This is a genomic window from Bradyrhizobium sp. HKCCYLRH3059 (assembly GCF_051168035.1).
Classification (GTDB): domain Bacteria; phylum Pseudomonadota; class Alphaproteobacteria; order Rhizobiales; family Xanthobacteraceae; genus Bradyrhizobium.
Genome location: NZ_JBNPUF010000001.1, coordinates 517214 through 528491, shown reverse-complemented (window position 1 = coordinate 528491; position 11278 = coordinate 517214). Strand labels below are relative to the sequence as shown.

Below are 11278 nucleotides of genomic sequence, written 5' to 3'. Positions count from 1 at the left end.
GAAGCCCGCCGGCATGTCTACCTCTGCCGCGGGCTTTGCAGCGAGGGACCCCCGCCATGATCGACGCCGCCATCAAGGCGATTTCGCAGATTCTGTCGCCGCCGATGCGCTCGATCCTGTGGCGCTCGATCGGGCTGGCGCTGGTGCTGGTCACGGTGCTCGCGATCGGGCTGCAGCGGCTCCTGACCTGGCTCGCGACTGCCGGCGAGGGCTGGGCGGAGGCCATGCTCGGGCCGAACTCGCACGGCACCCTGGAGGTGCTGACCTGGATCATCTCGATCGCCGCCGGCTTCGGCGTGGTGTTCGGCGGCATCATGCTGATGCCGGCGATCACCTCGGTGATCGCGAGCCTGTTCGTCGACGACGTCGCCGACCTGGTCGAGCGCGAGCATTATCCGGCCGAGCGCCCCGGCGTCGCCCTGCCCTTCGGTGTCGCCATCATCGAGGGCCTCAAGGCCGCCGGCCTCACCATCCTGGTCTATCTGGTCGCCCTGCCCTTCGTGTTCCTCGCCGGCGCCGGCTTCGTGATCTTCTTCCTCGCCACCGCGTGGCTGCTCGGCCGCGAATATTTCGAGCTCGCCGCGATGCGCTTCCGGCCGCCGGCGGAGGCCAAGGCGATGCGGCGCGACAATGCGATCACGGTGTTCACCGCGGGACTGATCATCGCGGCCTTCGTCACCATCCCGATCGTGAACCTGGCGACGCCGCTGTTCGGCATGGCCTTCATGGTCCACCTGCACAAGCGCCTATCCGGACCGCGGCCCGAGCTGATCGAGCCGTCGCCGGAGCGCCGGCTGCGCAGCCTCTAGCGCCATCATCCGCGGCGACAGGCTCGTCGCCTTGCTGCGGGCGAAGGGGATCAGCAGGAAGCCGAGCAGCGCGACACCAGCGAGCAGCGACCAGGCCTCGTTGACGCACAGCGCCAGCGAGGCCTTCTCCACCAGCGGCCGGACATAGGCGATCGCCTGCTCCTCCGAGACGCCGCGCGGCCGGTTGCGCAGCAGCTCCGGCGCGAGCCCGATCGCCTTGGCCGCCGCGGTATCGCCGGCCAGCAGGCGGTCGCGAAACGCCTGGGCATGCATGGCGACGCGGCCATAGAGGATGGTGTCGATCAGCGCGATGCCGATGGCGCCGCCGAGATTGCGCATCAGGTTGAACAGCCCGCTGGCGTCGGCGACCTCGGCCTGCGGCAGGTCGCCGAGCGCGATCCGCGTCGGCGGCAGCAGGCAGAACATGATGCCGACGCCGCGCACCACCTGCGGCCAGAACATCTCCTGATAGTCCGCGGCCGGCGGCTGGAGCGCGCTCGCGGCCAGACCGGAGCCGAACAGCACGAAACCGAACGCCGTCAGGAGACGCGCGTCGACCTTGCCGTCCAGCGCCGTCACCATCGGAGCAGCGATCAGTTGCGCCACGCCGGTGACCAGCATGATCTTGCCGATCTCGAACGCATCGTGCCCGCGCACGAAGGCGAGGAACACCGGCATCAGGTAGACCGAGCCGAACAGCCCGATGCCCAGACAGAAGCTCGACAGGCAGCCGAGCGTGAACGACCGCCGCTGAAAGCTGCCGAGCCGCAGGATCGGATGCGGTGAGGTCAGCAGGCGCTGGACGAGCAAGGTGAGGCACGACGCGCTCAGCACCAGGAACGCGATGCAGTTCGACGACAGCCAGCCGCCCTTCGGCGCCTCCTTCAGCCCGAGCTCGAGGCTGGCCAGGGACACCGCGAGCAGCAGCAGCGCAAACAGGTCGAGCTTGTCGAGCTCCGCGAGGTCCATGCGTTGCTTCGGCAGCAGGCCGGGCGTCGCCAGCGCGGCGACGAGGCCCGGCACGATGTTGATCAGGAACAGCCAGGGCCACGACCAGGTGTTGGTGATGAACCCGCCGACGACCGGGCCGATGGTCGGCGCGAGCACCGCGACCACGCCGCCGATCGTCGTCGCGACCGCGTGCAGGCGCGGTGGAAACAGCAGGAACACGGCGGAGAACACGACCGGAATCAAGAGACCACCGAAGAAGCCCTGCAGCACGCGGAACGCCAGCAGCGTGTGAAAATCGCCGCTGAACGCGCAACCGAGCGAGGCGGCGGTGAAGATGCCGACGGCGCCGACGAACAGCCAGCGCAACGTGAACACCCGCGTGAGCAACCCGGTCAGCGGAATGGCGATGATCTCGGCGATCAGATACGCCGTCTGGATCCAGCTCATCGCCTCCGGCGTGATGCCGAGCGCCTCCTGGATGGTCGGCAGCGACGTCGCCACCACCTGGATGTCCAGGATCGCCATGAACATGCCGACGCACATCAGGATGAAGCCGAGCCAAGTGGCGAGGCTCGGACGATCCTGCGGCTCGGCCGATGCGCTCATGCGGTCTGGCCGCCGCCGATGCCGGTGAGTGCTTCCGATTCGGCGCGGATGCGGATGAACAGCACCGCCGCATTCAGGCCGGAGAAGATCAGGGCGATCAGCGGCAGATGCAGCGCCAGCGGCAGCAGCGCGATCTCGGCTGCGACCACCAGATAGTTCGGATGCGAGATGTAGCGATAGGGACCATCGGTGACGAGGGGCGTCCCCGGCAGGATGATGATGCGCGTCGTCCAGCGCGGACCGAGCGTCGCCAGCACCCACCAGCGCAGCCCCTGCAGCAGCACGAAGCCGCTCAAGAGCCACGGGTCGACCTCCTGGTCGGCGCCGAGCAGCCACAGCGATACCAGCCAGGCCGCATGCATCGAGATCATCAGCGGATAATGATCCGCCCCGACCTCGACCGCGCCCATGGCGCGCAGGCGCTTGGTGTTGTGGCGGGCGAGCACGAGCTCGCCGAGCCGCTGCATGGTGACGAGGGCGAGGACGAAGGCGGCGAAGGTCATGCGGCGTGCCTCAATGAAACGCAGCTTGCGGTGAACCCAGGTCCGAGCGCAGTGAGCACCGAGCGCGGCGGCAAGCCCCGGGCGCGGGCGCGCTCCAGCACGAACAGCACCGTCGGCGCGGACATGTTGCCGTAGTCGGCGATGATCTCGCGCTCATGATCCAGCGTGCCCTGATCCAGCGACAGCGCGCGCTCCAGCGCCGTGATCACCTTGGCGCCGCCGGGATGGCAGACGAAGCGGTCGACGTCGGCAGGCGCGAGCTTCATCCGGTCCAGGATCTCGTTGACCGCGGGGCCCATGTTCTCGGTGACGAAGTCCGGAATGGTGCGCTGGAAGATCACGCCAAAACCTTCGGGATCGACGCTCCAGCCCATGATGTCGAGCGTATCGGGCCACAGCTTCTCGCCGGTCGCCTCGACGCGGATAGCGCCGCCATCGCCGGCGCGCAGGATCGCGGCCGCCGCGCCATCGCCGAACAGGCTCAGCGCGACGATGTTGGCCTTCGTCAACTCATCATGGCGCACGGCGAGCGTGCACAATTCGAAGGTCACCAGCAGCACGTTGGTGCCGGGCCGGGCCTGCGCCAGGCGCGCGGCGATCGACAGGCCCGAGACCCCACCGGCGCAGCCAAGCCCGAACACCGGCACGCGCGACACGTCCGCGCGAAAACCCAGGCGGCCGGCGACGCGCGCTTCCAAGGTCGGCGTCGCGATCCCCGTCGAGCTCACGGTGACGATGGTGTCGATGTCGGCGGCGTTGAGATCGGCCTGCGCAAGCGCCTTGTTCGCCGCGTCGACGAACAGCGCCTCGGCGCCTTCGAGATAGGCTTCGGTGCGCTCCGGCCAGCCGCGCCGCTCCATGTACCATTCGATCGGCTTGACGCCGTAGCGCTGGCGGATGCCGGTGTTGGCGAACAGGCTCGCCATCGTGTCGAACTGCGGGAAGCGCGGCGCCAGCACCACGCGTGCGGCCTCCATCACTTCGTTCTGGCGAAGCTGATGCGGTGGCACCGAGGTCGCGAGCGACACGAGTGCGGCAGTGTTGTCCATGCGGCTGATCCTTCAACGTCCCGGCGCAGAAAGGTCCGAGAACGCGGGAATCGTCACGCGCCACTCACATCGCCCCGGATTACGGGTGTCATCTTATGTCCAATGCGGGCGGCGATGTGGCCCGGCCATGGTGAGACGGCGTCGCGGCGTGACACAATAGTGACTGTCAAACGCGTTCTCAGGCGAAACCGTTCGTCACGCACGACGTATCAGGCCGTCTTCTCGGGCCAGCGGCAGAGGTCCTTGATCAGGCACAGCTCGCAGCGCGGCTTGCGCGCCAGGCACGTGTAGCGGCCGTGCAGGATCAGCCAGTGATGGGCATGCAGCATGAACTCGGCCGGGATCGCCTTCTCCAGCCCGAGCTCGACCTCCAGCGGCGTCTTGCCGGGTGCTAAGCCGGTGCGGTTGCCGACGCGGAACACATGGGTGTCGACCGCCATCGTGTGCTCGCCGAACGCCATGTTGAGCACGACGTTCGCGGTCTTGCGGCCGGCACCGGGCAGCGACTCGAGCTCGGCGCGCGTACGCGGCACCTCGCCGCCGAACTCGCTGATCAGCTTTTGCGACAGCGCGATCACGTTCCTGGCCTTGGTGCGGTAGAGGCCGACGGTCTTGATGTAGTCGCGGAGTTTGTCCTCGCCGAGCGCGATCATCTTCTGCGGCGTGTCGGCGACGGCGAACAGCGGCCGCGTCGCCTTGTTGACGCCGGCGTCGGTCGCCTGCGCCGACAGCACCACGGCGACCAGCAGGGTGTAGGGGTTGAGGTGCTCGAGCTCGCCCTTCGGCTCCGGATTGGCCTGTGCGAAGCGGCTGAAGGCCTCGCGGATCTCGGCCGGGGTCCAGGGCCTGGCCGCCTTCGACGCTGTCTTGACCGGCCGGGCAGGGCTCTTCGGCTTGGCCGTCGGAGCCTTCTTGGCGGCCCGTTTCGAGGCGGCCTTGGGGGCTGACTTGGGCCCGGCCTTGGGAGCGGCCTTCTTCAAGGGGCTGCGAACCGGCGCCGGTTTGGCGCGTTGGGGGCGGGTGATTTTGGCCATGATCCGGGTATACTGAGGCCCCATGACGCCAGGCAATGCTTTTGCGTATCAGGAGACCGGCACCGACGCCGCTGATCCCGAGCTGTTCGCGGCCCGGCTGACGCCGCATCGCTCGCTCAACCGCACCGGCTTTCTGGTGCTGATGGTCGTGGTCTGCGCCATCAGCTTCATCGGCGGCATCGCCTCGCTCATGATGGGCGCCTGGCCGGTGCTCGGCTTCTTCGGCCTGGATGCGCTGGCGATCTACTGGGCCTTCAAGGTCAACTTCCGCCGCGCCAACGCCTATGAGGACGTGTCGATTACGCTCACCGAACTGCGCCTGCGCCGCGTCAGCCACAAGGGCCACGTCATGGAATGGCGCTTCAACCCGCTCTGGGTGCGGCTCGACCAGGAGACTCACGAGGAGTTCGGTATCGAGCGCCTCTACCTGGTGGCGCGCGGCCAGCGCGTCGCCATCGCGAGCTTTTTGGGCCCGGAGGAGAAAGCCAGTTTTGCGAAGGCCCTCACGGCCGGGCTGCAGGCCGCGAAGCGCGGGCCGGTGTACAACCCGCTGTAGCGCGTCCAAGGGCACTGACTGCGGGCAGCTCTACCCAGGCGAAAGCGCCGCTAACACCCTCCGGCGTCGTTCCGGGGCGCGCGCAGCGCGAGCCCGGAACCCATACCCACAGGACCTTGTGTGGGGCACGCGGGTAGTGGGCATCTCGCCTCACACGTCTTCTCGTGGTTATGGATTCCGGGCTCATCGCTGCGCGATGCCCCGGAATGACGGAGCAAGCCGGGAAACTCCTGTTTCAAGCCGAAGCCGATCGCAACGCCCCTAGCCTCCCGATCGGAAATCGGGTGGAGTCCGCGCCCCGGCCGCCCTACATCCGGATCATGATGACCCTCGCCATTCACGATTCCGCCCTGGCCAAGCCGGGCCCGCAACAATCGGCCGCGCTGCGCGACTACGATGCGGTGCGCCGCGCGATCGCTTTCATCTCGGAACACTGGCGGCGGCAGCCGACCATCGAGGACATGGCCGACGCCGCCAGCCTGACGCCGGACGAGCTGCACCATCTGTTCCGGCGCTGGGCCGGGCTGACGCCGAAGGCGTTCATGCAGGCGCTGACGCTCGACCACGCCAAGGGTCTACTGAAGAGCTCGGCCAGCGTGCTCGACGCAGCGCTCGACTCGGGGCTGTCAGGCCCCGGCCGGCTACACGACCTGTTCGTCACCCATGAAGCGATGTCGCCCGGCGAATGGAAGACCGGCGGCGCCGGCACCACCTTGCGCTACGGCTTCCACCCCTGCCCGTTCGGCATCGCGCTGGTGATGGCCACCCCGCGTGGCCTCGCTGGCCTCGCCTTCGCCGACCCCGGCGAGGAGGCTGGCGCGCTCGCCGACATGAAGAGCCGCTGGCCCCGCGCCACCTATATCGAAGACGTCCCCGGCACCGCCGGCCTCGCCCAGCGCATCTTCGACAAGACCCTGTGGCGGCCCGACCAGCCCTTGCGCGTCGTCCTGATCGGCACCGACTTCGAGGTCCGCGTCTGGGAGACCCTGCTCAAGATCCCCATGGGCCGCGCCGTCTGCTACTCGGACATCGCGACCCGGCTGGAGTCGCCGAAAGCCTCGCGCGCGGTGGGCGCGGCGGTCGGCAAGAACCCGATCTCGTTCGTGGTGCCGTGTCATCGCGCGCTCGGCAAGACCGGCGCGCTGACGGGCTATCATTGGGGGCTGACCCGGAAGCAGGCGATGATCGGGTGGGAGGCCGGGCAGGTGGGGATGGGGTAGAGCGGCGAGGCCGCTGCTACTCTCGCTGTCACCGTCCGCGAACGCTGACGATCCAGTAAACACCGACGTCTCGAGTCTCGCGACCGTCACGGCGTACTGGATGCCCCGCCTTCGCGGGGCATGACGACTGAGAAACTACGCAGCTTTTCGTACGACACGAATTCCAGTCAGGCGCCGCGATCTCAGTCTCACCCTCCCCTGGAGGGGGAGGGTCGATCGCGCGCGAAGCGGGCGAGCGGGGTGGGGTGAGCCGCGGAAACCGGTGCGAGTGGAGAGATCACCCCACCCCGGCTCACATGCGCTCCGCGCATCTGAGCCGACCCTCCCCCTCCAGGGGAGGGTGACAGCGGGGCTCGCCTCGGCTGCTCTCAATTCTCTGCCCTTGAGAACGGGCAGAGGGAGCGCAGCGTCGATACGGCGGGGGCTGGGCTTCAACTCATGGGGATGCGATCACCCATGAGCAGTGGAATCTTGCGACGGTCCTAGCCCGCCAGGTCCAGCTTCGACTCCACCGTCGAGTCGGCGTTCAGGCGATAGATGATCGGCACGCCAGTCGCCAGCTCGCGCTTCAGGATGCCTTCCGGCGTCAGCTTCTCCAGCACCATGATCAGGGCGCGGAGCGAGTTGCCGTGGGCGGCGACCAATGTGCGCTGGCCGCGGAGAACGCCGGGGAGGATCTCCTGGACGTAGTAGGGCAGCGCGCGGGCGAGCGTGTCCTTGAGGCTCTCGCCGCCGGGCGGCGGGACGTCGTAGGAGCGGCGCCAGATGTGGACCTGCTCCTCGCCCCATCTGGCGCGGGCGTCGTCCTTGTTGAGGCCGGAGAGGTCGCCATAGTCGCGCTCGTTGAGCGCGAGGTTCTTGGCTGTCGGCAGGCCGGTCTGGCCGAGCTCGGTCAGGATCAGGTCGAGCGTGTGCTGGGCGCGCGTCAGCACCGAGGTGAAGGCGACGTCGAAGACCAGTCCCTGCGCCTTCAGCTTGCGCCCGGCCTCCTTGGCCTCGGCCACGCCCTGCTCGGTCAGGTCCGGATCCTTCCAGCCGGTGAACAGGTTCTTCAGATTCCACTCGCTCTGGCCGTGGCGCACCAGCACCAGGAGACGTTCGCTCATCAGTTCGCTTCCATCGACGTTGAACTAGAACAGGTCCTTGAGGCCGAGCACGTCGTCCATCGTGTAGTAGCCCGGCGGCTTGCCATGGGCCCACAGCGCCGCCTTCAGCGCGCCATGGGCGAAGATCATGCGGTCCTCGGCCTGGTGGGACAGCACCAGCCGCTCCGAGGGACCGGCGAAGATGACGCTGTGATCGCCCGCCGCCGTGCCGCCGCGCAGCGAGGCGAAGCCGATGTCGCCGCTGCGGCGCTCGCCGGTGATGCCGTCGCGGCCGCGCGCGGAATGCTCGTCGAGCGCGATGCCGCGGCCCTCGGCGGCGGCCCGGCCGAGCATCAGCGCCGTGCCCGAGGGCGCGTCGACCTTGTGCTTGTGGTGCATCTCGAGGATCTCGATGTCGAAGCCGGCATCGAGCGACTTCGCCACCTGCTTGACCAGCGCCGCCAGCAGGTTGACGCCGAGGCTCATGTTGCCGGACTGCACGACGATGGCGCGCTTGGTGACGCTCCTGATGACGGCGTCGTCCGACGCGGACAGGCCGGTGGTGCCGACGACGTGGACGATGCCGCGCTGGGCGGCGATGGCGACATTGGCGATGGTCGCGGCCGGGACGGTGAAATCGAGGATGCCGTCGGCCTCGGCCGACATGCTCCAGAGGTCGCCCGACAGCTTGATGCCGTTGGCGGGCAGGCCGGCGAGGGCGCCGGAGTCCTTGCCGATCAGCTCCGAGCCGGGGGCTTCGAGCGCGCCCGCCAGCACGGCGCCGTCGGTCTCGGCGATCGCGCGCACCAGGGCGCGGCCCATGCGGCCGCCGGCTCCGGCAACGATCAAGCGCATCTTGGACATGTCAACTCCTCTGCCCCTTCAAGGGCTATAGCCGGGGCTGATAGCGGCGGCAACCGAGCGAGGCCACGTCGACGGTGGCCGGGGCGGGCGGCGATCAGGGCTGCGGGCCGTCATAGCCCTCGATGATCACCAGATCGCCTTGCGAATGCGGCGCGCGCATCGCCACCAGCCGCTGGTATTCAGGGGAATTGTAGCACGCCAGCGCGGTCGCGTAGTCCTTGAACTCGATCACGACGTTGCGCGAGCGCGAGGTGCCTTCCTTGGTCTCGTACTGGCCGCCGCGGACCAGGAATTTGGCGCCGTACTGGTGGAACACGGCGCCGTTCTGCGCGACGTAGTCCTTGTAGCCGTCCATGTTGTGCACGTCGATCCGCGCGATCCAATAGGCCTTGGGCATCCCTGTCGTCTCCTTGCTCTCTGGCGCGCTTGCTCAAGCTCGGTTGGTCTTGCCGACCAGCGCGACGGCGCTGGCGATGTCGGCGACGATGCTCTCGGCGGCCGCCACCGGATCGGCGGCGCCGGTGACGGGACGGCCGACGACGAGGCGGTCGGCGCCGCCGGCGATCGCCAGCGCCGGGGTCATGATGCGCTTCTGGTCGCCAACGTCCGATCCCGCCGGGCGGATCCCGGGGGTCACGAGCTGCATATCAGGGCCGACCAGCGGGCGGATGAGCTGGGTCTCCTCCGGCGACAGGATCAGGCCGTGGATGCCGATCTCCTTGGCCTGCCTGGCGCGGTGCGCCACGAGTTCCTTGACACCCATGGCGTAGCCGGCGGCGGCGAGATCGGCATCGTCGTAGGACGTCATGACGGTGACGGCGAGCAGCTCGAGGCTGGAGCCGGCGGCGCCGGCGAGCGCCGCCTTCATGCTCTGGGAGAAGCCGTGCACGGTGAGGAAGCGGGCGCCAAGCCTGGCGATCTGCCGGGTGGCGCGCTCGACGGTGTTCGGGATGTCGTGCAGCTTGAGGTCCATGAACACATGCTTGCCCTCCGCCGCGAGCCGTTCGGCGAGACCGAGGCCGCCGGCATAGGTCAGCTCCATGCCGATCTTGTAGAACGTCACGGCGTCGCCGAGCCGTGCGATCATGGCTTCGGCCTCCGCCACGCTCGGCAGATCGAGCGCCACGATCAGGCGGTCGCGGGGAGCAATCTCGGTCGGCATGTCACCTCACATCGTATGTTGCGCTGTTGCGATCAGCTCCCGCACCAGCGCGTCGAGCGCCGTGATGTCGGCGGGCAGTTTGAGCCGGTCCATGTCGTTGTAGGCCTTGTCGGCGAAGGCCAGCGCAAGCTGGCTCGGGATCACCGTCGCGTTGCAGGCCGTCAGCATCAGCCGCAAGGCCGAGAGCGCACGCACGCCGCCAAAGCGGTTCTCGGAGGCGGCGGCGATCGCAAACGGCCTGTTGCGGAACACCGCGCCGCGGCTGCCCGGCGGCTCGTCGACGCGCGAGATCCAGGTGATGGCGTTGGTCAGCAGCGGCGGCACCGAGGCGTTGTATTCCGGCGTCACCAGCAGCACGGCATGATGGACGCCGATCATGCGCGTCAGATTCACGGCGTGAAGCGGAATGCCCGATTGCGCCTCGAGGTCGGCGTCGTAGATCGGCAGCGGGAAGTCGGCGAGCGAGATGCGGGTGATGTCGGCGCCGGCCTGCACGAACTGATAGGCGGCGGCCGCGGCGAGCTTCGCGTTGTGCGAGCCGGCTCGCGTCGAACCGGGGATGATGAGCATCTTCAGCGCGGACATCGTGAGGTCGGTCAACGACCCGCCACGAAGGATCGCGGCCGCCGGTCAGGGCTTGCGATACACCCAGACGCGCGCTGGCGGAAGATTCATCCAGATGCGCTCGGAGGCCTGCGTGGTAACGCCGGGCAGCGACTTCGGAATCGGCGGCACGACGGAGTAGGTGAACTGCACGAACGGCGCATTCGGCGACATCGCCGCGAACGCATCGCGGATCAGCTTCATGCGGGTCAGCATCGGCTTGGTCACGAGCGGCAGGCCGGAGACGACGGCCGAGGCCGGGGCGCCGAGCACGTTCCAGAGCGTGTCGCGAAGGCGATAGGCGTCGCCCTGGACCACCTTGGCCTGCGGGTAGCGGTCGCGCAGCAGGGCGCAGAAGCCCGGATTGTACTCGACCAGCACCAGCCGCTTCTGATCGACGCCATGTTCGACCAGCGCATTGGTGATCGCGCCGGTGCCCGGTCCGAGCTCGATGACGGGGCCTGTCCCGTGCGGATCGACGTACTGCGCCATGGTGCGGGCCAGCAGTCGGCCCGACGGCATGACGGCGCCCATGTGCAGCGGCTTTTCGATCCATGAGCGGAGGAAGCGCACTTCGTCGTCCAGACGGAGAGGCTTTTTCGACGCACGCACGGACGTTTGCAGGGGCATCTCAGTACCAGACGGGACCGTCTTCACGGCGATGTCAGAAAAGAGTCACAAAGACGTATAGGGCGCAGGCGGGGCGGTCAAGCCGAACCGTAACGTACGATTAAGGCTGGCGGGCCCGCGCTCTTACAGTTGCATTCGATAATTTTTTGCATGTGCGGAGCAGCAAATTCGCTCGAAATCGACATTCCGATGCCAATCAGCGAAAG

General features: G+C 68.1%; 13 protein-coding genes. 3 read left to right on the top strand and 10 right to left on the bottom strand.

Features of this window, described 5'->3' with window-relative positions; translation table 11 throughout:
* Nucleotides 1-56 precede the first annotated feature (56 nt).
* Complete coding sequence (locus ACQR13_RS02475; RefSeq protein WP_316193796.1) at nucleotides 57-809, top strand: sulfate transporter family protein; 753 nt, start codon at nucleotides 57-59, stop codon at nucleotides 807-809.
* Here the strand turns inward: ACQR13_RS02475 and ACQR13_RS02470 are convergent.
* From ACQR13_RS02470 to nth, 4 genes are all read right to left on the bottom strand, one after another.
* Nucleotides 747-2366, bottom strand: coding sequence for a DHA2 family efflux MFS transporter permease subunit (locus ACQR13_RS02470; protein ID WP_434862552.1), 1620 nt, complete (start codon nucleotides 2364-2366; stop codon nucleotides 747-749). The two genes, ACQR13_RS02475 and ACQR13_RS02470, sit on opposite strands and share 63 nt — an antisense overlap.
* Complete coding sequence (locus ACQR13_RS02465; protein ID WP_316203420.1) at nucleotides 2363-2869, bottom strand: isoprenylcysteine carboxyl methyltransferase family protein; 507 nt, start codon at nucleotides 2867-2869, stop codon at nucleotides 2363-2365. Before ACQR13_RS02465 ends, ACQR13_RS02470 begins: the two co-directional genes overlap by 4 nt.
* The gene (locus tag ACQR13_RS02460; protein WP_434862551.1) at nucleotides 2866-3918 is read right to left on the bottom strand and encodes a type III polyketide synthase; all 1053 of its coding nucleotides are present in this window, start codon (nucleotides 3916-3918) and stop codon (nucleotides 2866-2868) included. Before ACQR13_RS02460 ends, ACQR13_RS02465 begins: the two co-directional genes overlap by 4 nt.
* A gap of 209 nt (nucleotides 3919-4127) precedes the next feature.
* Nucleotides 4128-4952: an endonuclease III gene (gene nth / locus ACQR13_RS02455; protein ID WP_315825679.1), complete on the bottom strand. Its 825-nt coding sequence runs from the start codon at nucleotides 4950-4952 to the stop codon at nucleotides 4128-4130.
* A 22-nt stretch (nucleotides 4953-4974) separates the two neighbouring features.
* Here nth and ACQR13_RS02450 point away from each other — a divergent pair, with 22 nt between their 5' ends.
* Nucleotides 4975-5508: a DUF2244 domain-containing protein gene (locus tag ACQR13_RS02450; RefSeq protein ID WP_434862550.1), complete on the top strand. Its 534-nt coding sequence runs from the start codon at nucleotides 4975-4977 to the stop codon at nucleotides 5506-5508.
* A 320-nt stretch (nucleotides 5509-5828) separates the two neighbouring features.
* The gene (locus ACQR13_RS02445) at nucleotides 5829-6728 is read left to right on the top strand and encodes a bifunctional helix-turn-helix domain-containing protein/methylated-DNA--[protein]-cysteine S-methyltransferase (RefSeq protein WP_315750496.1); all 900 of its coding nucleotides are present in this window, start codon (nucleotides 5829-5831) and stop codon (nucleotides 6726-6728) included.
* Between the two features lie 482 nt (nucleotides 6729-7210).
* Here ACQR13_RS02445 and ACQR13_RS02440 read toward each other — a convergent pair whose 3' ends face one another.
* The 6 genes from ACQR13_RS02440 to ACQR13_RS02415 all read right to left on the bottom strand — a co-directional run bounded on the left by ACQR13_RS02440 (nucleotide 7211) and on the right by ACQR13_RS02415 (nucleotide 11072).
* Nucleotides 7211-7834, bottom strand: a complete 624-nt coding sequence (locus ACQR13_RS02440) for a 2,3-bisphosphoglycerate-dependent phosphoglycerate mutase (RefSeq protein ID WP_315716834.1) — start codon at nucleotides 7832-7834, stop codon at nucleotides 7211-7213.
* 24 nt (nucleotides 7835-7858) lie between these two features.
* Nucleotides 7859-8677 carry a 4-hydroxy-tetrahydrodipicolinate reductase gene (gene dapB / locus ACQR13_RS02435; RefSeq protein WP_315716833.1) on the bottom strand — a complete coding sequence of 273 codons (819 nt, stop codon included), beginning with the start codon at nucleotides 8675-8677 and terminating at the stop codon, nucleotides 7859-7861.
* Between the two features lie 94 nt (nucleotides 8678-8771).
* Nucleotides 8772-9074: a DUF1330 domain-containing protein gene (locus ACQR13_RS02430; RefSeq protein WP_315716832.1), complete on the bottom strand. Its 303-nt coding sequence runs from the start codon at nucleotides 9072-9074 to the stop codon at nucleotides 8772-8774.
* 33 nt (nucleotides 9075-9107) lie between these two features.
* Nucleotides 9108-9839, bottom strand: a complete 732-nt coding sequence (pyrF, locus tag ACQR13_RS02425) for an orotidine-5'-phosphate decarboxylase (protein ID WP_434862549.1) — start codon at nucleotides 9837-9839, stop codon at nucleotides 9108-9110.
* 6 nt (nucleotides 9840-9845) lie between these two features.
* Nucleotides 9846-10424, bottom strand: coding sequence for an NADPH-dependent FMN reductase (locus ACQR13_RS02420; RefSeq protein WP_315825824.1), 579 nt, complete (start codon nucleotides 10422-10424; stop codon nucleotides 9846-9848).
* Nucleotides 10425-10469: 45 nt separating this feature from the next.
* Nucleotides 10470-11072 (bottom strand): class I SAM-dependent methyltransferase, encoded by a 603-nt coding sequence (locus tag ACQR13_RS02415; RefSeq protein ID WP_315716829.1) that lies wholly within the window; start codon nucleotides 11070-11072, stop codon nucleotides 10470-10472.
* Nucleotides 11073-11278 lie beyond the last annotated feature (206 nt).